Origin of the sequence: Priestia sp. 179-F W1.4 NHS, from assembly GCF_045369295.1 — a bacterium.
GTDB classification, from domain to species: Bacteria; Bacillota; Bacilli; order Bacillales; family Bacillaceae_H; genus Priestia; species Priestia zanthoxyli.
This window is the reverse complement of the sequence record NZ_JBIQFF010000003.1, coordinates 646,113-665,286: the sequence shown is the minus strand read 5'-3', so window position 1 is coordinate 665,286 and position 19,174 is coordinate 646,113. Positions and strand designations below refer to the sequence as shown.

At 37.7% G+C, this 19,174-nt stretch carries 18 protein-coding genes and 1 other annotated feature; of the genes, 17 read left to right on the top strand and 1 reads right to left on the bottom strand.

Translation table 11 applies throughout. The features are described from left to right. Positions 1-12: 12 nt before the first annotated feature. From ltrA to ACH0CI_RS18565, 6 genes are all read left to right on the top strand, one after another. Positions 13-1,608: a group II intron reverse transcriptase/maturase gene (ltrA, locus tag ACH0CI_RS18590; protein ID WP_406902072.1), complete on the top strand. Its 1,596-nt coding sequence runs from the start codon at positions 13-15 to the stop codon at positions 1,606-1,608. A gap of 169 nt (positions 1,609-1,777) precedes the next feature. Next, positions 1,778-2,020, top strand: coding sequence for a hypothetical protein (locus ACH0CI_RS18585; protein WP_221817229.1), 243 nt, complete (start codon positions 1,778-1,780; stop codon positions 2,018-2,020). Between the two features lie 278 nt (positions 2,021-2,298). Further along, complete coding sequence (locus tag ACH0CI_RS18580; RefSeq protein ID WP_335707849.1) at positions 2,299-3,510, top strand: macrolide family glycosyltransferase; 1,212 nt, start codon at positions 2,299-2,301, stop codon at positions 3,508-3,510. 253 nt (positions 3,511-3,763) lie between these two features. Continuing rightward, complete coding sequence (locus tag ACH0CI_RS18575) at positions 3,764-4,114, top strand: CDI toxin immunity protein (RefSeq protein WP_335707850.1); 351 nt, start codon at positions 3,764-3,766, stop codon at positions 4,112-4,114. Between the two features lie 8 nt (positions 4,115-4,122). Further along, complete coding sequence (locus tag ACH0CI_RS18570) at positions 4,123-4,347, top strand: RNA polymerase sigma factor (protein WP_116299242.1); 225 nt, start codon at positions 4,123-4,125, stop codon at positions 4,345-4,347. Then, complete coding sequence (locus tag ACH0CI_RS18565) at positions 4,331-5,254, top strand: anti sigma factor C-terminal domain-containing protein (protein WP_406902066.1); 924 nt, start codon at positions 4,331-4,333, stop codon at positions 5,252-5,254. Before ACH0CI_RS18570 ends, ACH0CI_RS18565 begins: the two co-directional genes overlap by 17 nt. Positions 5,255-5,747: 493 nt before the next feature. Next, positions 5,748-5,991 (top strand) — a binding site (T-box leader). Between the two features lie 427 nt (positions 5,992-6,418). Here the strand turns inward: ACH0CI_RS18565 and ACH0CI_RS18560 are convergent. Next, positions 6,419-7,981, bottom strand: coding sequence for an alpha-amylase family glycosyl hydrolase (locus tag ACH0CI_RS18560; protein ID WP_406902065.1), 1,563 nt, complete (start codon positions 7,979-7,981; stop codon positions 6,419-6,421). A gap of 425 nt (positions 7,982-8,406) precedes the next feature. Between ACH0CI_RS18560 and pxpA the strand changes: the two genes are divergently transcribed. The 11 genes from pxpA to mug all read left to right on the top strand — a co-directional run bounded on the left by pxpA (position 8,407) and on the right by mug (position 19,155). Then, the gene (pxpA, locus tag ACH0CI_RS18555; protein WP_406902064.1) at positions 8,407-9,168 is read left to right on the top strand and encodes a 5-oxoprolinase subunit PxpA; all 762 of its coding nucleotides are present in this window, start codon (positions 8,407-8,409) and stop codon (positions 9,166-9,168) included. A 99-nt stretch (positions 9,169-9,267) separates the two neighbouring features. Next, complete coding sequence (locus ACH0CI_RS18550; RefSeq protein ID WP_406902071.1) at positions 9,268-10,431, top strand: NRAMP family divalent metal transporter; 1,164 nt, start codon at positions 9,268-9,270, stop codon at positions 10,429-10,431. 52 nt (positions 10,432-10,483) lie between these two features. Next, positions 10,484-11,275, top strand: coding sequence for a putative hydro-lyase (locus tag ACH0CI_RS18545; protein WP_406902063.1), 792 nt, complete (start codon positions 10,484-10,486; stop codon positions 11,273-11,275). A 17-nt stretch (positions 11,276-11,292) separates the two neighbouring features. Continuing rightward, positions 11,293-12,048, top strand: coding sequence for a 5-oxoprolinase subunit PxpB (gene pxpB / locus ACH0CI_RS18540; RefSeq protein ID WP_406902062.1), 756 nt, complete (start codon positions 11,293-11,295; stop codon positions 12,046-12,048). Beyond that, positions 12,045-13,040: a 5-oxoprolinase subunit C family protein gene (locus tag ACH0CI_RS18535; protein WP_406902061.1), complete on the top strand. Its 996-nt coding sequence runs from the start codon at positions 12,045-12,047 to the stop codon at positions 13,038-13,040. Before pxpB ends, ACH0CI_RS18535 begins: the two co-directional genes overlap by 4 nt. Before the next feature lie 22 nt (positions 13,041-13,062). Continuing rightward, the gene (gene accB, locus ACH0CI_RS18530; protein ID WP_034266373.1) at positions 13,063-13,524 is read left to right on the top strand and encodes an acetyl-CoA carboxylase biotin carboxyl carrier protein; all 462 of its coding nucleotides are present in this window, start codon (positions 13,063-13,065) and stop codon (positions 13,522-13,524) included. A 28-nt stretch (positions 13,525-13,552) separates the two neighbouring features. Next, entirely contained in the window at positions 13,553-14,917 is a 1,365-nt protein-coding gene (accC, locus tag ACH0CI_RS18525; protein WP_406902060.1) for an acetyl-CoA carboxylase biotin carboxylase subunit, read from the top strand. 131 nt (positions 14,918-15,048) lie between these two features. Further along, complete coding sequence (locus ACH0CI_RS18520) at positions 15,049-15,813, top strand: IclR family transcriptional regulator (RefSeq protein ID WP_033579070.1); 765 nt, start codon at positions 15,049-15,051, stop codon at positions 15,811-15,813. Between the two features lie 27 nt (positions 15,814-15,840). Next, complete coding sequence (locus ACH0CI_RS18515; RefSeq protein ID WP_335706948.1) at positions 15,841-16,650, top strand: uroporphyrinogen-III synthase; 810 nt, start codon at positions 15,841-15,843, stop codon at positions 16,648-16,650. A 586-nt stretch (positions 16,651-17,236) separates the two neighbouring features. After that, positions 17,237-18,574: a coiled-coil domain-containing protein gene (locus ACH0CI_RS18510; protein WP_406902058.1), complete on the top strand. Its 1,338-nt coding sequence runs from the start codon at positions 17,237-17,239 to the stop codon at positions 18,572-18,574. A 68-nt stretch (positions 18,575-18,642) separates the two neighbouring features. After that, the gene (gene mug / locus ACH0CI_RS18505; RefSeq protein ID WP_034266359.1) at positions 18,643-19,155 is read left to right on the top strand and encodes a G/U mismatch-specific DNA glycosylase; all 513 of its coding nucleotides are present in this window, start codon (positions 18,643-18,645) and stop codon (positions 19,153-19,155) included. The last annotated feature ends 19 nt before the right edge of the window (positions 19,156-19,174 follow it).

Sequence of the window (19,174 nt, the reverse complement as noted above, 5' to 3'; positions counted from 1 at the left end):
GATTGGTACTCTATTGATTGGAGTATTATACAAAAATATGTAGCGAAGTTACGACAAAGAATTTATCGTGCCGAACAGCAAAATCAACAAAGAAAAGTAAGGAAACTTCAACGTTTACTCCTACGGAGTAAAGCAAATCTGCTGCTTTCCATTCGCAGAGTAACACAACAAAACAACGGTAAGCGAACACCTGGTGTAGATGGCTATACGGCTTTAAAACCAAGCGAACGTATCAAACTTTATAAACAGATAGTTAAATGTAATGTCTTCCGACATCGTCCAAAGCCAGCAAAACGAACGTTTATCCCGAAGAAAAATGGAAAAATGAGACCTCTCGGTATCCCCACGATACGAGATCGAGTGTATCAAAACATAGTAAAAAACGCACTCGAACCACAATGGGAGGTCAAGTTTGAACCAACTTCTTACGGTTTTCGTCCTAAACGAAGCACACACGATGCTATAAGTAATCTTTTTAATAAGCTTAACACGAATAGTAAGAAAAAGTGGGTATTTGAGGGAGATTTTTTAGGATGCTTTGACCATCTTAATCATGATTGGATAGTAGAACAAACATCTATGTTTCCAGGAAACACTCTCATCAAAAGATGGCTTAAAATGGGTTACATAGAGCAGGATATGCTTCGTACGACAACAGAAGGAACCCCTCAAGGGGGTATTGTGTCTCCCCTTCTAGCTAATATCGCCTTATGCGGTATGGAAGAAGAAATTGGTATTGTTTATAAAAAGACATACAAACCAAACGGAGGATACGCAATCGATCCAAAATGTAAGATAGGACGTGTTCTCTATGCCGATGACTTTGTCATCGTAACGGAAACGAAGGAAAAGGCTGAAAGCATGTATGAGAAACTAACTCCTTACTTACAAAAGCGAGGAATTACACTTAGTAAAGAGAAAACTAGAGTTACACATATTGAGAACGGGTTTGATTTTCTCGGTTTCTCGCTGCGTCAATACAAGACGGAACAAGGTAATAAGCTACTAATCAAACCTAGCAGAGACAGCATTAAAAAAGCAAAAAATAAGATAAAAGATACGTTCGCATTAATGAGAGGACGCCCAATAAAAGAACTAATACGTGTTTTAAATCCAATTATTCGTGGTTACGGACAGTATTGGAAACATGTCGTTTCTAAAAAGACGTTTGGATATATGGATAATTACTTATTCCTTAAAATAACAAAACACCTTAAACGACTACATCCAAAGAAGGCGTGGAAATGGATTATTAAACGTTATTTTAAGAAGCCCAACCATGGAGGGAATGATAAATGGACTCTCACATGTCCACTTACTAACATTCAATTGTTAAAGATGTCTTGGATTAAAATAGAACGGCATGTCATGGTAGCCTATAAAAACAGCCCAGATGATCTGAGTCTAAGAGAGTATTGGGAAAAACGAGACCGTAAGGTCTTTAATAATGAAAATACATTGGATAGGATGAAACTCGCAAGAAAACAAGGATATCGTTGTGCATTGTGTAAGCAGACTTTACAAAATGGAGAGAAAGTTACAGTGCGAAACTTAGAGGTTTCTACAGGTGAATTTGCTAAATTAGTACATGTACCATGTATTAAATAAACAAGTTGTTCGGATAAAAAGAAGGCTTGAGCCGTATGACGGGAAATCTGTCACGTACGGTTCTTAGGGGGGCGGGCGCTCGTGAGAGTGCCTGCCTACCCGACGTAACTAAGTTTTTTACCCAAACTATTACTTTAATGTTATTTTTAGTAATAGAGGTGAATGAGATATGAATTTTAAAAAGAGCCAATCTTATATTGATTTGACGGTAAGAAATTGGGATAACACAGAGTTTGGCAGTACTTTAAGGGAAATGTGTGAAGCAGCTAGAGAATATGAAAATGATCAAGTAGAAGTTCACCAAGTAGTAAATTTAGGGAAGCGTAAGGGAGAATGGAATTACCTAATTATCTTAAATATCAGTCAAGATTTAGATAATTTGGGGGCACCTGTAGAAAGTAATTATAGGTAAATAAATCCCCTTTGCCTAAATAGGAAAAAGGGAGATTGGTTCCTGTAAGCTACATTAAGTTAACAAGAAACTATATGATACGCAGGGTCGATTAATATACTAAAGAAATCAACCATTACAACGGATGGTGTAGGGACAATGAAAGTAAATTGCTTCATACTAGACACCTCTAATTCTATTCTTTATCAATCTATCCTTAAAAGAATGGAATAAGGCGCAGAAAAACAACAAATGGTATAATAAGACGCACTATTTATCTTGTAAAAGGAGGAATTCAGATGGGAAAAGTTCTATTCTTTAATTATCCTGGAGAAGGCCACGTTAACCCTACAATTGCATTAGTGGAAGAACTAATAAAAAAGGGTGAAGAGGTTGTCTATTACTGTATAGAGGAATATAGAAATAAAATTGAGAAAACGGGAGCCACATTTCGTCCCTATAAAAATTTCACACGCAATGCAGATTTAGTGAAAAAAATGGCAAAAAGAATGGACCCTTTGGAAATGCTATTATATATGGTACGCTCTGCGGATACAGTCATAGAAAGTGTTCTAGAAGACATAGGGGATGAAAAATACGACTATGTTATTTATGATAATAATTTCGCTGCAGGATGGATCATCGCTGATATATTGAAGATACCTAAAATATCTTCTTGTACAACGTTTGCTATTGATGAAGAGGTCTTTTCAAACGTTATGAAAAGTCAAGGAGAAATTAATAAGACATCTCCATCATATCAAGAACTTGAAGAGATATTAAAAAAATGGAGACAAAAATATGGTATAACGATCAACGATAATCAAAAGCTGATGTCTTGCCCTGGCGACATTACTCTTGTATATACCTCAAGATCATATCAACCTCGTGCTGAAAAGTTTGATAACTCTTTTATTTTTGTTGGTCCTTCTATTGCGCCGCGAAAAGATGTAGAAACTCTTTCTTTAAAAAATATTCCTGGTAATAAGCTCATCTTTATTTCAATGGGAACAATATTTAATCAGCAACCTGAGTTATATACTACCTGTTTTGAAGCATTCCAAGAAATGCAGGCTACAGTTATATTATCAGTAGGAAAACAGACGGACATTAGCCAATTTAAAGAGGTTCCATCTAATTTCATTATACGTAATTATGTACCTCAGTTAGAAATACTAAAACAAGCAGATGTTTTTATTACTCATGGTGGAATGAATAGTACGAGTGAAGGGCTTTATTTTGGTGTACCTCTTGTTGTTATGCCTGTTGTGGGGGATCAATTAATAGTGGCTAATCGGATTGAAGAATTAGGAGCTGGTCTACAACTTAACCGTCAAGAACTAGATGCTAGCACCTTACGGAATACAACAGAACAAGTGCTATCGAACTCTTCATTTAGAGAAAAAAGCTTGGAAATTGGAAAATCGTTAAGGGATTCTGGAGGATACAAAAAGGCAGTAGAAGCCATTTTAAAATTTAAAAAGGAAGCTAAAATAAAAGGTCTTATTTAATTTTATCAGATTTTTAACCCTAACATTTAAATTAGTCTAAAAGGAAAAATTAATGAAGATAGAAAAGAAGTCTCAATGGGAGGCTTCTTTTAACTACTGTCTATATTAAACATTAGGTTACCAAAGCCCCTTTATTCTATGTAGAATAGAGGGGCTTTGGTTCCTGTAATATCTGTTATGATAACTAGAGTCTCATACTAACTATTTCTTGACCTCCAAATAAGACAAAGAATATGAAGAAAGGTATTGTATGATGAAAAAACAAGACCGACAAAAAAGATTAGAGTTTCTATTGGCAAAGAGAAAAGAATTAGAGAAAAAAGAAGATAAAGGGCCTCTTTTTTCAGACTGTGTAAATGCCTTAGGTAAAGGCGTTATTATTTATTCTCCTGAAAAAAGTGAAGAAAGATATTACTCGTTTCAAAAAGAGGTTTCATTCACATTTTACGGAAGGATAGAATGGGATAAATTTGATAAATACTGCGTAATTACTTATTTAGAAGATGTAAAAAGCTTAATAAATGACGATGATCTTGAGATATATTGGAGTACAAACAATTTTCCTGTACTAAAGACAAACTTTGAGAACATCTTAAACGATTAATTGAAGAGATGATGATTGTACAAGAAAATCAACTTCTAGTAAGAAGCATACTCCAAAAGGTGTCCCCCACCTTTAAGCAACTACTTCTTTTAAAATACGAGCTAGAGTGGTCGTATAAACAAATTGCGGAATATGTAGATATGAAACCTGAAGTTGTGAAAACGTATTTAGCTCGTGCTAGAAAAACATTTAAAGAGATGTATAGGAGAGAATGTAATGAAGAAAACGAATGATGAGTTAGACTCTATTTTTGATGAAAAGTCTTTACATAGAACGCTTAAAAAAGCAAAATATAGAGCAATTTTACGAACAGTTTTTATCTCCGCACTCGTAGTTAGCTTTGTTATTGGTTTATTTGTCAAAGGAAATAATTATTTTATTGCCTCAAAAGGAGACCAGATTACTGATCGGATAATTACTGAAAATCAGGTGAGGATGTCTCCAAACACATACACTAACACTGATAGTAAATCAATTGGAGTTTTAAAGGGAACTATTAAGAGTGCAGCATTTAAAGTAATTGAAGACAAAGTGATACCTTGGGGGACAGAAGAAATAACATATGATTTATTTGGAAACTTGAATGTATCATTCTCCATGAGTAGTACAATTGTCAATGACACGACAATTTATCATATTCCTAATGGGCAACGTGAGATGTTATTTTATGTACCTAAGTACAAATATAAGTTGTATGCGAATGACTTCGACATGATTAAAGATTATCCAAATGACAAATACATGGAGATGGCCATATCTTTCAATAAAAATTACACATTGAAAGAAGTACAAAAGATGTTGCCTACATCTGCTCACCAAACGTGGTATTGGGTAGATAACTATGCAAAGTCTACTGCTTACAGAGGTGAGCCAGAAAGTGGACGATGGTTATTAGGTATTTCTAAACCATCACCACAACTAGGAATAAAACTAACGAGTAATAAAGTCAAAACAGAAGCAGACTTTTTAAATGAGCTCCAAAAAACAGATCCAGGAGATGTCAAAAGTCTAAAAAACAGACAGAAAAATGGATTAATTATAGGCGTAGTAGCTACAGGAACAAAAGAAGAACTGCTTTCCTTGAGAAATAAACCATACGTTAAAGCAGCTAGTTTAGGAGCAGTCGTCGATAAATATTAAGTTTTAGGGACTTGAAACGGAGAAAATCGGTTGTGAATTGACTGATAGATAAACAAAAAGAATCCTTTGCCCTATATAGGCAAAGGATTTTCAAATTTATTGGAATAGGGGGAATACGTTGTTAGTCTGGCCAGATTTGTAGATTCATATACATCTATTTTCAAAAATAAATGTTGTGATTAAATATTTTATTAAAAAGTAACTTTGTTTAAGTTTTGTTGTTAGTTAAGTAAACGATAAATTATTTTATGTATTATTAATGTTTTACTATTTACACTTAGTGACGACAAATATGAACTTTTTCTACAAGGTATGTAATAGACAAAATTATTTTTAAGTAAATAATTTAAACACTACTCAAAGGTAGTAGATGTTTATGTGCAAACTAATGATTTAAGAAACAATTATTTTTATATTAATAATTATTTTTTTATTCGAAAAACTAAGTTGACAAAATGAATAGATAGATATAATATTGCATGTAATCAAATAACGATAAGCAAAGATTGGAAATAATAGAAGGATATATAAACTTTTCAGAGAGCCGACGGTTGGTGAGAATCGGTAGTTATTGCCTTTGAACTCATCCAAGAGCTACTCCCTGAATATTATAAGTAGGGGATGTCGGTTTTCTACCGTTATGAAGATAGGTGGTGATAGCTGCCGAAAATGAGTGGGTTAATTATGTAATGATTGATCAATTAGAGTGGTACCGCGAGCAACGCCTCGTCTCTATGTTTTTATAGAGACGGGGCTTTTTTTATGCATTAATATGACAAAGGAGTGTTTCTGAAATGACGAGAAAATAGTTTGTTAAGGTATGGGCTTGTCAATATTTACTGGATACTAAGTTAGGCTACTATGACGAATGAAAAGAAACATGAATACAAAGAAAACCTTAGGAGTCTATAGATTCCTAAGGTTTTTGTATTCCGGGAACCTGAATTACTTTAACTAAAATTGAATATGACATATCGGCTGTAAAGGTAAATTAATTTTTGCTCGTCCAAAAAGGTCTAATTTATTAACTGAATAGACCTTATATCAATTATGTAACTATTTTTAAAAGAGGGCAGGGCGGATGCGCGAGTACGACAGTTGTAGCATAGGAGGAATAAAACACCTTTACGTGATTACCAAGTAATCACGTAAAGGTGTTTTTAATTATTTTGTCAAAACTGATGTATTCGCCGGAATTACAAGCTGATTTTTGACTTTTTTAGCACCTTTTTCACTAGCAAAAATCAATTTACCTTTCGCTGCTACAGATACTTTTACAGGTTGATTTGAAATATTATGATACACACTAATGGAGTTGCCTTTATACGTACGGCTATAAGCAACAACTTCTTTACTGTCTACTGAAATAGATTGAAGCGTTCCTTTTACTAACTCTTCGTGCTGCTGACGCACGCGAATCATTTCGCGGTAATGATTTAACAAAGAGTCCTTTTGTTTGGTTTGTGCTTCTACAGACACGCCGTTGCCGCCTTTATTGTATACAGGTGTTTCCCAACTAGTTTGTCCAAGTCCGTTTCCTTCGTACCAGCGGAACGGTTCACGGATTAATTCATCAGGCTTTTCACCGGTCATGCCGATTTCTTCACCGTAATAAATATACGGATTTCCAGGAAGCGTAAGTAAGATAGAGGCAGCTGACTTTGCTTTATTGACATCTCCGCTTAACTCACTCATGACGCGATTTTGGTCATGGTTGGTTAAGAAAATGCCGTCAATTTTATTTGGATTGTATGATTTGAACAGCTCATCCGTTGCCGCTGCTGCAGTAGCGATTCCTTGATCATTTCCTGCTTTTACAGAGCTGACAATTTTTCCTGCTAAATCAAAGTTAAATAGGGAATCAAGCGACTGATAATAAGGAGCTACTACTTCCGGCTGATCCCATACTTCACCCGTTAGATATACGTTAGGGTTTTCTTTTTTCATTGCATCTCTAAACTCATTCCACCACAGGAGATTTTTCTTAGCGCCTTCAGGTGTTTGACCTTTAAAGATATGAAGGGCAGCATCTAAGCGGAAGCCGTCAACGCCTTGCTTTAGCCAAAACTTTCCGACATTAATCATTTCTTTTCTTACTTCAGGGTTATCGTAATTTAAGTCAGGCATTCCTTCCCAGAACGTTCCATAAAAATACTTTCCGTTTGGAGCTTTATGCCATACTTGCTGCCCCCAAGATCCTTTTTCATTCAAGTCGGTATCTTTATCAGCCCAAATATAGTAATCTCTGTACTTGCTGTTTTTATCTTTTAACGCAGCTTGAAACCAAGGGTGTTCACTGCTCGTATGATTCACAACAAGGTCCATAATGACTTTTACGTCTCGTTTATCTGCTTCTTTCATCAGCTTGCGAAAATCTTGCAGATTTCCGTACTGCGGATCAATATTATAATAGTCCGTTACATCGTATTTATGATAGCTAGGAGAAGGGTTGACCGGCATCATCCAAATCCCGTTTACTTGAAGATCATTCTTTGTATGAGAATTTCCGTCATTTAAATAGTCCAACTTTTGTGTAAGGCCTTTTAAATCACCATGTCCATCTTTATTTGCATCGTAAAAAGAGTTTACATACACCTCATAAAAGACACCGTTTTTATCTGCTGTTGGAGCTTTACCTTTATGTACGGTTTCGGCGTGAACACCTGTTGATAAGCTAGCAGCCAGCGGCAGTGTTAGAGCTAAAGCTGTCCATTTTTTCCCTTTCATCGTTTCATCCCCTTTTTTGCAATCGTTTGCATAAATTGACTACAATTGAAATATAGCACCTCTTTGAAAACGATTACAACGAAAATTTCATTTTGATTATTTTGAACTAGTAATTATTCTGACAACCTAGTTATTTACTGTGTCCAATGACATTAATCGGCTGCGTTATATTAAGGCTATAGATAGAAAACATCAATAAAATAAGGTAGTATTATTCAAATGAAAATAATGACTATGTCAAATATTCTGACAATGTTGTTGTTCAATTCATCATCTCGTGCTAAAATCCAAATATAACTGAAAAACGGTACTACGGTTCCGAAAAACGGAACTTAAAGTATTGATGCAGATAATAAAGCTTGAATTTTATTTACTATCTGCAAATGATTACGCTTACATTAAAGGGGTTAAGGGGGAAGAACGTATTGAGTAAAGTAGATTTAAACTGTGATTTAGGGGAAAGCTTTGGTGCTTATCGTATTGGCAATGATGAAGCCATTTTAGAGCACGTGACGTCTGTGAACGTAGCCTGTGGGTTTCATGCAGGAGATCCGAGCGTCATGAGAAAAACGGTAAAATTGGCCGCTGAAAAAAAAGTACAAATTGGGGCTCATCCTGGTCTGCAGGACCTTATTGGTTTTGGACGCAGAAACATGAATATTTCATCTCAGGAAGCCTACGATATCGTGGTCTATCAAATTGGGGCATTAAACGGTTTTTTGCAAGCAGAAGGGTTATCGATGCAGCATGTAAAACCTCACGGTGCACTATATAACATGGCTGCTAAAAACAAAGCGTTGTCTGAAGCAATAGCAAAAGCTGTTTACAACGTAAATCCTGAGCTGATTTTGTTTGGATTATCTGGAAGTGAGCTGATTCAAGCAGGTAACAGAATTGGTTTGAAAACGGCCAACGAAGTATTTGCAGACCGTACCTATCAGTTAGACGGTTCTCTTACGCCTCGTACAGAACCAAATGCTTTAATTGAAAATGACAACGAAGCTGTTTCTCAAGTTATTACAATGGTGAAAGAAGGGAAAGTCAAATCTAAGCAAGGCAAGGATGTAGAATTGCAGGCAGACACGATTTGTATTCATGGAGACGGGGCTCACGCACTTGAATTTGCTCGTCATGTCAACCGTTCTTTACAAGCATCAGAAGTGGTAGTTAAGGCTATTTCACAATAAAAACTACATACAATCAGGAGGAAGATGATATTGGAGCCAATAAAAAAATCAACACCTCAGCAAAAGCTTTCGGCTGCGCCTAAAGTAAACTGGACGTTAATGCTTGGAGCCGCTTTTTTAATGGCCACATCGGCTATTGGACCAGGCTTTTTAACTCAAACTACCGTATTTACACAAAATTTAGCCGCAAGCTTCGGATTCGTTATTTTAATTTCAATTATTCTTGATATCTTTGCTCAAACCAACGTATGGAGAATTATTGCTGTTTCTGAAAAACGCGGACAAGAGATTGCCAACATGGTATTTCCAGGATTAGGATACGTGCTCGCTATTTTAATTGTAATCGGAGGACTTGCATTTAATATTGGAAATATTGCTGGTGCCGGACTTGGTTTAAATGCGATTACAGGTATTTCTCCGACAGCAGGGGCAGCAATTAGTGCAGTAATTGCTGTATTAATCTTCGTTGTAAAAGAAGCTGGAAAAGCAATGGATCGCTTCACGCAAATTGCAGGTTTTATCATGATTGGGCTAATGCTATATGTGGCAGCTACGACTTCACCTCCCGTTGGAGAAGCTGTAGTGAAAACTTTTGTTCCTGATAAAATCGACATTATTGCTATCGTTACGCTTGTTGGAGGAACTGTAGGTGGTTATATTACCTTTGCTGGCGGACATCGTCTTTTAGATGCTGGCGTAAAAGGTATTGATTCTTTACCTCAAGTAACAAAAAGTTCTGTAACAGGAATTCTTATCACTTCCGTTATGCGAATTGCTTTGTTTTTAGCTGTACTTGGCGTTGTGTCTAAAGGGATGCAAATTGACCCGGCCAACCCTCCAGCATCCGTTTTTCAGCTTGCAGCAGGAAACGTCGGTTATAAAATCTTTGGTATTGTCATGTGGTCTGCCGCTATTACATCCGTGGTAGGAGCTGCTTATACGTCCGTTTCATTTATTCAAACGTTTAGTGAAAAACTTAATAAAAACTCCAACTGGATTATTATTGGTTTTATTATTATTTCAACTTTGTCGTTCGTCTTAATTGGAAAACCTGTAAAAGTTCTTCTTTTAGTGGGCGCACTCAATGGATTAATTCTGCCGGTCGCTCTTGGAACATTATTAATTGCTGCGTACAAAAAAAGTATTGTTGGCGAGTATAAACACCCTTTATGGCTTACCATTTCTGGTGTACTTGTCGTTATTGTGATGGCTTTAATGGGCGGCTATACGTTAATGGATCAAATTCCTCAATTATTTAAATAAAATAAGGTGCCCGCACGCAAGTTGTGTGCGGGCAATGATGGGAGATAGAAACATGTCAAACCTTTCACAACTAACTCCAGCTGAACTTCGTCAGCAAATCCGTAACAATCAGCTTATTCAACCAACAGCGGGCATGGCAAACGGCTATGCTCAAGCTAATTTAGCTATTTTACCAAAGCAACAAGCCTTTGACTTTCTATTGTTCTGTCAGCGTAACCCTAAATCTTGTCCACTTCTAGATGTAACAGACGCTGGATCTCCGGTGCCAAAGTCTGCGGCTCCGTCGGGAGATATTCGTACAGACATCCCTAAGTATCGAATCTATGAAAATGGGGAACTGGTAAAAGAAGTAACCGATATCAACGACTATTGGACAGAAGATATGGTTGCTTTTCTTATCGGCTGCAGTTTTACATTTGAACATGCACTGTTAAACAACGACATACCTGTTCGTCACATTGAAGAAAATTGTAATGTTCCTATGTATAAAACAAATATTTCGTGCACTGAAGCAGGGATATTCCGAGGCTCGACGGTAGTTAGTATGCGTCCAATTCCTCAGCAAGACGTAGTACGGGCAGCCCAAGTAACTTCACGTTTTCCAGCTGTGCATGGAGGACCTATTCACATTGGAGACCCCGCTGCGATAGGGATTAAAGACGTTCACTCTCCGGATTTTGGTGATGCCGTTTCCATTAAGGAAGGCGAAGTTCCTGTGTTCTGGGCTTGTGGTGTAACCCCTCAAGCTGTAGCAATGGAAACAAAACCTTCTATTATGATTACACATGCTCCGGGGCATATGTTTATTACAGATATTCGAGATGAAAAACTAGGTGTTTTATAAAAGAAAGAGGTGTAGGTATGAATCAAACCGTAACAAAAGCATCCGCTGTTATTTCTCCGCTTGGCGATTCAGCACTTGTTATAACGTTTGGAGATAGCATTCAGTACGATATTCATAAACAAATTAAAACGTGTAAAGATTCCATAGAGTTAGATCCGTTTCTTGGATTTATCGAATGTGTGCCGGCATTTACAAATCTTACAATCTTTTATAACCCTCTTGAAGTTGTAGCAGCTGTGAAAAAAAAGCCGAAGAAGGAATTTGTTTCTCCTTTCGCGGTAGTGGCTTCTATTATTCAAAAAAAATTAGAGAACGAACAGACAGAAAAAGAGTTAGCACATCGCACGGTGTCCATTCCAGTTTGCTACGGAGGAGAGTATGGTCCTGACCTTGAATATGTCGCTCGTCATCATAACTTAACACCTGAAGAGGTAATTAGTATTCATTCTGAAGGCGAATACTTAGCGTACATGATTGGATTTGCTCCTGGATTTCCATTTCTCGGAGGGTTATCTGAAAGAATTGCTACGCCTCGCCGGTCGTCTCCTCGCACCTCTATTCCTGCCGGCTCGGTTGGTATTGCAGGAATGCAAACAGGAGTGTACCCTATTTCCACTCCCGGAGGATGGCAGTTAATTGGTCAAACGCCTATTAAACTATTTTTACCGGAGCAAAATCCTCCAAGTTTGCTGCAGGCTGGAGATATTGTAAAATTCGAGCCTATCTCTAAAGAAGAGTATCAAGAAATGAAAGCAAAGGAGGAGGGGAAATGAGTATGCGAGTAAGTAAAGCCGGGTTATTAACAAGCATTCAAGATTTGGGAAGAAACGGATTTCAGCAGCACGGTGTAATTGTAAGCGGTGCAATGGATTCTTATTCTCTTCGAATTGCTAATTTACTAGTTGGTAACGATGAAAAAGAAGCGGGACTTGAAGTTACGCTAATGGGGCCTACCCTTGAAATAGAAAGTGATTGTTTAGTAGCAATTACCGGAGGAGATTTAACTCCTTCGGTCAACGGAAAGCCAGTCCCGATGTGGAAACCTTTATTTATTCCAAAAGGAGGCACTTTATCATTTGGGCCTTGTAGAACTGGTTGTCGTTCCTATCTATCTGTAGCAGGAGGATTTGCTATTGATGAAGTGTTAAATAGTAAAAGTACGTATTTGAGAGGAGAAATTGGTGGCTATAAAGGAAGAGCATTACAAACAGACGACGTTTTACCTCTATCTGTTCCTGCTGCTTCAAAGCCTGCTTTTCTTTCCAATGAACTGATAAACGGAGTATATACTTCTTCATGGTCCGTAAATTATAAAGAATTTGTCCATTTTACAAAGAAACCAAGTGTCCGTGTTATGAATGGGGGTCAATTTGATTTATTTACAGCTGAAAGCCAAAGTCATTTTACTCAAGAATCCTTTAAAGTATCAAATCAATCAGATCGAATGGGTTATCGAATGGATGGACCTTCTCTTCAGCTTCGAGAAAAAAAAGAGCTATTGTCTGAAGCCGTCTCACAAGGTTCTGTTCAAGTCCCGCCAGATGGAAATCCCATTATCCTGTTAGCAGACCGTCAAACTACAGGAGGATATCCTAAAATCGCTCAAGTCATCACAGCGGATTTACCGCTTTTAGCTCAAGTAAAGCCCGGAGAATCCATCTATTTTTCTCACATTTCGCTTCATGAAGCAGAAAAAATCTATTTAGAAAAAGAACAGCTGCTTCAAGAATTGAAGATTGCTATTAACCTTGCGTCAACTAAATAACATAAAACGGGAGTGACAAGAAATGATAAACGTACGTGAATTGCAAGAAGTTGTTTCATTAATGAATGAATCTGGTATTCAAAAGCTCCATATTGAACATGAAGGAACAAAAGTTGTCATTGATAAAGCGGGAATTCCTTTAGAAGACACAGCTGTTACAGAAGTAAAAACAGAGGAAGTAAAAGCCGCTGCTGCTGAGCAAACGCCTCAAGATTCTATGTCTGTAAACGCAGCAGAGAATAATGAAAAACAAATCTTATCACCAATGGTTGGAACCTTTTACGCCAAGCCAGAAGCAGACGCTGATCCGTTTGTTCAAGTAGGACAAACTATTGAACGTAAAGATGTTGTATGTGTAATTGAAGCGATGAAGCTGTTTAACGAAGTAGATGCAGGAATGGAAGGAGAAGTGCTTGAAATTCTTGTGAAAGACGGAGATGTTGTTGAGTTTGGACAGCCTCTATTTACCGTAAAATCATATTAAAGTATACATATTGTCAGGAGGAGCCACTATGTTCAAAAAAGTGTTAATCGCAAACCGCGGTGAGATTGCAGTTCGTATCATTCGAGCTTGTAAAGAGATGGGAATTGCAACCGTGGCCGTGTATTCAGAAGCAGATAAAGATGCACTTCACGTAAAGCTAGCAGATGAGTCATTTTGTATTGGTAAAACGTCTTCTAAAGAAAGCTACTTAAATATTCGGAATTTGCTTACCGTAGCACAAGTAACCAAGGCAGACGCTGTTCATCCCGGCTATGGATTTTTAGCTGAAAATGCTGATTTTGCTGAGATGTGTGAATCCTATGATATTTCCTTTATTGGTCCAAAAGCGGAAGCCATCCGTAAAATGGGAGCAAAAGCTGTAGCAAGAGAAACAATGAAACAAGCCGGTGTGCCTATTGTACCTGGCACGGAAGGACTGATTGAAGATAGCAGCACCGCTATTCCAGTAGCAAGAGAAATAGGCTATCCAATCATTGTAAAAGCTACAGCGGGCGGCGGCGGAAAAGGAATGCGGCTAGCTCATAGCGAAGCGGAGCTAGAAAAAGCGATTCGTCAAGCTCAGCACGAAGCAGAAACAGCTTTTGGAAACGGCGGAGTATACCTTGAAAAATATTTAGAAGAACCGAAACATATCGAAATTCAAATTATTGCTGATGAAGAAGGTAATGTAGTTCATTTAGGTGAACGAGATTGTTCGATTCAGCGACGTCATCAAAAATTAGTAGAAGAAGCTCCGTCTCCTGCAGTAGATGAAAATCTTCGTGCGAAAATGGGCAAGGCGGCAGTCTCGGCAGCTAAAGCAGTCGATTATACAGGTGTGGGAACGGTGGAGTTTCTGTTAGATAAACACGGACATTTTTACTTTATGGAAATGAACACACGGATTCAAGTTGAACACCCTGTTACAGAACTTGTAACAAATATCGACTTAATTAAAGAACAAATTTCAGTAGCAGCAGGCTACCCGCTATCATTTGCTCAGCGGGATGTTCAGTTAAAGGGATGGGCAATTGAATGTCGAATCAACGCAGAAAATCCGGCTAAAAACTTTATGCCTTCTCCTGGAACAGTCGAGATGTATTTACCTCCTGGCGGCTACGGCGTTCGTGTAGACAGCGCGGTTTACCCAGGCTATGAAATTTCTCCATTTTATGATTCAATGGTGGCGAAATTAATTGTAACAGGGAAAGACCGAAATGAAGCGATTCAACGAATGAAACGTGCGCTCGAAGAATTTATCATTATAGGTATTCACACAACTATTCCTTTTCATTTAGAATTACTGAATCATCCTTCTTTTAACGAAGGGGATTTTACAACCAAATTTCTAGAAAGTAACCCTATTTCAATTAAAGAACTAGAAACGGTGTAAGAAAGGAAAGTGCTCTTATAAGGGAGTGCTTTCCTTTTTTTCTTCATGTATAATAAAAAGAACATATGATTAGCTAGTAAGCTATACGTCTATCAAATACATGTATTCGCACAAATAAGGGAGAAGGTTTTATGCAAGCTAACAATAAAACAGTCGTTAAATCCATGCAGATTCTCACGCTTTTTATCAACCACCCTAAGCTGACCTTCACAGAAATGATGGAATATTCAGGCGTTCCGAAAACTTCTTTGCATCGAATGGTTGGTTCGCTTGAAGAGATGGGATTTTTAACAAAAGACGCGCAAGGATACTATTCGCTAGGACTTTTATTCTTGCAATTTGGTCAGCTAGTGGCTAATCGCTTAGATATTAGAAATATCGCAAAGCCCGTAATGGAAACGCTCCGAGACGAAGTAGAAGAAGCGGTTAATCTAATTGTACGAGATGGGGATCAAGCCATGTATATTGAAAAAGTAGATACGCTTCATCCCGTGCGTCTCTATACATCAATTGGAAGGCGTTCACCTCTTTATGCAGGAGCTTGTTCACGCATTATTTTGGCGCATTTACCCGAAAAAGAACAAGAGGCATATATTACTCAAACGGAGCTAACTCCAATAGGTATTGGAACCATTACAGATCAAAAGAAACTAAGAAATGTATTAAAAGAAGCAAAAGAAAAAGGGTATACCATTAGCACCTCTGAATTAGAAAACTTTACAACATCCGTGAGCGCGCCGATTGTAAATCATCAAAACGAAGTGGTTGCAGGCATTAGCGTAGCGGGAATTGAAGCGAGATTTCAAGGAGACAGACTGCCGTTCATTATTCAAAAAGTAACAGAAGCGGCGAGCCTAATTTCTGAAAAACTCGGTTATCAAGGTTCATTAAAGTAGCATACATAGAAAAATGGAGGTAAACCATTGAAACGATTAGAAGGTAAAACAGTCGCACTCGTAGGTCAGCGTAAAGTAGAAGAAATCAGCAAAATTGTTGAAAACCTTGGCGGGACCCCGCTTGTACGACCTGCACAAGGAACCATCTTTTTAGATGACACACACTTAGAAGCAGATATTAAAGAACTGGTAAAAGGAAATTATGATTGGTTTATTTTTACGACAGGCGTCGGGACGGAAATTTTATATAAAACAGCAGATCAGCTAGGACTAGCTGATGAATTCCTTTCTTCTTTACAAGCAGCTAATATTGCTGCACGCGGGTATAAAACCGTAAATATGTTAAAAAAGCTCGGTGTTACTCCAACCGTTCGAGATGATGATGGAAGTACAGCGGGCCTAGTCAGAGCGCTTCATTCGTTTTCTTTTGAAGGAAAGCATGTAGCGCTTCAGCTTCACGGAGATCCTGCACCAAAATTGATTGATTTTCTTTCGAATCAAAAAGCCCAATTCAAAGAGATTTTACCGTATCAGCATATTCCTCCAAAAGCAGAAGTCATGGAACAGCTTATAAACGAATTAACAAGCGGGAAAGTCGATGCTGTTAATTTCACAAGCGCTCCCCAAGCCCGCTTTTTATTTTCGTTTGCAAGAGAACACGGACAAGCTGATCACATTCGAGAACTCTTTGAAAGCTCTGTAGTAGCTGTGGCCGTTGGGAAAGTAACCGCTGCTGCTTTAAAAGAAGAAGGAGTAGATCGTATTGTTATTCCTGACCAAGAAAGAATGGGAAGCGCAATTGTAGCTTTAGAACACTATTATCAGCAGCGTGATTAAAAAAACCTTCTCGCCTCATGGCGAGAAGGTTTTTTGTATGGCTTCATCCAAGCGTTGTCGAATATTGTTTGAAAATTGCCTATTGTCCTCTTTTTGAACTTCTTCAAACATCGAATAGAAATAAATTCATTGTTATTCCAGAAAATCATTTTCAAATATTGTAAAAATGGTAGATAAAGGGTAAAAATAGACGAATATGTTAAAGAGTTGTTACGTTTCTTTTAGAAATATCTTAAATCTAAACAGCTTAAACAATAACAATTATCTACTTTATAACGCTAAAAGCACTGCTGTTTGAAGCTTGATAGATCTTTCACTGGCATGGGGAAATAAAGGTATATTTTTGCAGGCAAGAAGTGAATGTATATACAAGCGTTAAATGTTACATTACTGAAATACAATTGTAATATTGTTATTCTTTTTTTGAACGTTTATCGTGGTATAATTTTCGTAGATTTTCATTAGCATATTTAGCTATTTATCGACAAATACAGTGAACTTTACATAAATTGTCAGACTTTTATACATATTGATACATAATTAGAAATTACTAGTTTAACAGAGCGAGAAAGCGGAGGAATTCATATTGAAAAAGAAAATGCTTTTACTTAACACAACGGTTTTATTAGGCCTAGGAGGAGTTTTATCAACTCCAGCGTATGCCTCTACCATTCAGGATATGGAATCACAAAAATCTCAAATTCAAAATCAACGCCAAGATGTGCAATCTAACATCAAAGCAGCTTCTGATGAATTAACACGCCTTCAAGCAGAACAAGATCAAATGAAAGCACAGCTTGAGCGATTAACATTAGCAGAAGAAGAAAATAATAAAAAAGTCCAAAAAACAGAAGCGGATATTAAAGAAACGTCTAAACAAGTAGACCAGCTTGAAAAAGAAATTAAGCTGCTTCAAGAAAAACTTGAAAAGCGAAATGATATTTTAAAAGATCGTGCACGTTCCATGCAAGAAAGCGGCGGTAACGTAGAGTATTTACAAGTTTTACTCGGTTCTTCAAGTTTTGGTGATTTTGTAGACCGCGCGCTAGCTGTTTCGACTATTGTAGATGCAGACCGCGGTATTTTAAAAGAAACTAAAAATATGCAAGACGAACTAAAAACAAAACAAGCAGATGTTAAATCTAAGCTTGCTAGCTTAGAAGATATGAAGGCAGAACTGGATGAAATGACTGTCCAGCTAGCAGCTCAAAAGAAACAAAAAGATGCGTTGGCAAAAGAACTAAAAGATAAAGAAGCAAAAAATGAAGAACTAAAAGCTTCTCTACAATCAAAAGACAGCTCTCTTGCGAATGAACAGTCTACGCTTGAACAAAATATTAAAGATCAAAAAGCGGCGGAAGAAGCAGCAAGAAAAGCAGCTGAACAAGCAGCTAAAGAGGCAGCTAAGAAAGCAGCCGAACAAGCTCAAAAAGCAGCGGCGGAACCAGCTGAAAAAGCTGATTCGCCTTCTCCTAAAGCAGCACCAAAAGCAAGCAGCAATGATGTTGCACCTACAAGCGCTCCGGCTCCAAAAGCTAGCAATGTTGTAACGGTAGGAAACCGCTGGATTGGAAACTCTGCTTACGTATTTGGCGGAGGACGCAGCCAGTCTGATATTAACCACGGTTTATTTGACTGCTCGTCATTTGTACACTGGGCATATTCTCAAGTTGGTGTTAACCTTGGGCCTCTTGGATCTGTAAGTACAGAAACATTAAAGCATGCTGGAACGCAAGTGTCTTCTAGTCAAATGCAGCCTGGAGATCTTGTTTTCTTCGATACATATAAAAAAGACGGACACGTTGGTATTTATGTAGGCGGCGGCAAGTTCATCGGTGCTCAAAGCTCAACAGGTGTTGCAATTGCAAACATGAGCAGCGGCTACTGGAAACAAAAATTCAACGGACGCGTAGTTCGTATTTAATAGGGTATAGTAAAAAGAAAACATCCAATTTGGATGTTTTCTTTTTACATTGTAAGGAGCGTATGACTATGAACTCTATTTTTGATCATATACAGCCCAACTTAGATATTTTATTTGTCGGTTTTAACCCAAGCATCCGTTCCGGTGAAACGGGTCATCATTTTGCTAATCCAACCAATCGTTTCTGGACGATTCTTCATAAAGCAGGTTTAACAGATCGTAAATACCATCCCGAGGAAGATCACTCGCTGTTACAGCTAGGATACGGTTTAACAAATATTGTGGAGCGTCCTACAAAGGCAGCTGATGAGATTACAAAAGAAGAATATGCAGAAGGCAGAGAAATCCTAAAGAAAAAAATCGCTACATACACGCCTAAAATCGTTTGTTTTGTTGGAAAAGGTGTCTATCAGCAGTACAGCGGACGCAAGCAAGTGAGGTGGGGCAAACAAGAAGAATCGATGGTATCAGGAATAATGGATTTTGTTGCCCCGTCTTCAAGCGGGCTCGTTCGGATGAAAATAGATGAAGTAGTGGCTATTTACGCAGAACTTCCGAAGTTGCTGCGTACATTAAAATAGAGAAAGCCTTAGGGCTTTC